Origin of the sequence: Flavobacterium hydatis, assembly GCF_000737695.1 — a bacterium.
Lineage (GTDB): Bacteria > Bacteroidota > Bacteroidia > Flavobacteriales > Flavobacteriaceae > Flavobacterium > Flavobacterium hydatis.
The window spans coordinates 1-511 of sequence record NZ_JPRM01000096.1; the positions used below are offsets into that span (position 1 = coordinate 1).

1 protein-coding gene is annotated in these 511 nt (G+C 42.3%); it reads right to left on the reverse strand.

The features are described from left to right. Positions 1-511 (reverse strand): HYR-like domain-containing protein (locus tag IW20_RS26540; protein WP_035629189.1); only part of this gene is annotated, 511 nt, incomplete at both ends.

The window sequence follows — 511 nt, forward strand, 5'->3', positions numbered from 1 at the left end:
GTTGTCCAAGTTGGAGCTGTTGTATCTTGTATGGTGATTGTTTGCGTAAATACAGTTGACTCATTCGTACAAACATCAGTTGCTTTCCAAGTATTGGTGTATGTTCCGGAGTTTGCACAAGTTCCTGCTACAAAAGCACCCGAAACTTTAGTATATGTTACCGTTCCACCACAATTATCTGTCGCTACAGGAGCATTCGCTTGAGCGGCAGTTAATCCAGCAGTATCGCTACATTGTAAAGTTACATCAAGAGATGCAGGAGCCGTTGTCCAAGTTGGAGCTGTTGTATCTTGTATGGTAATTGTTTGCGTAAATACAGTTGACTCATTCGTACAAACATCGGTTGCTTTCCAAGTATTTGTGTATGTTCCGGAGTTTGCACAAGTTCCAGCAACGAATGCGCCTGAAACTTTAGTGTACGTTACTGTTCCGCCACAATTATCAGTAGCAGTTGGCGCTTGATTTTGCGCAGCAGTTAATCCTGCAGTATCGCTACATTGTAAAGTTACAT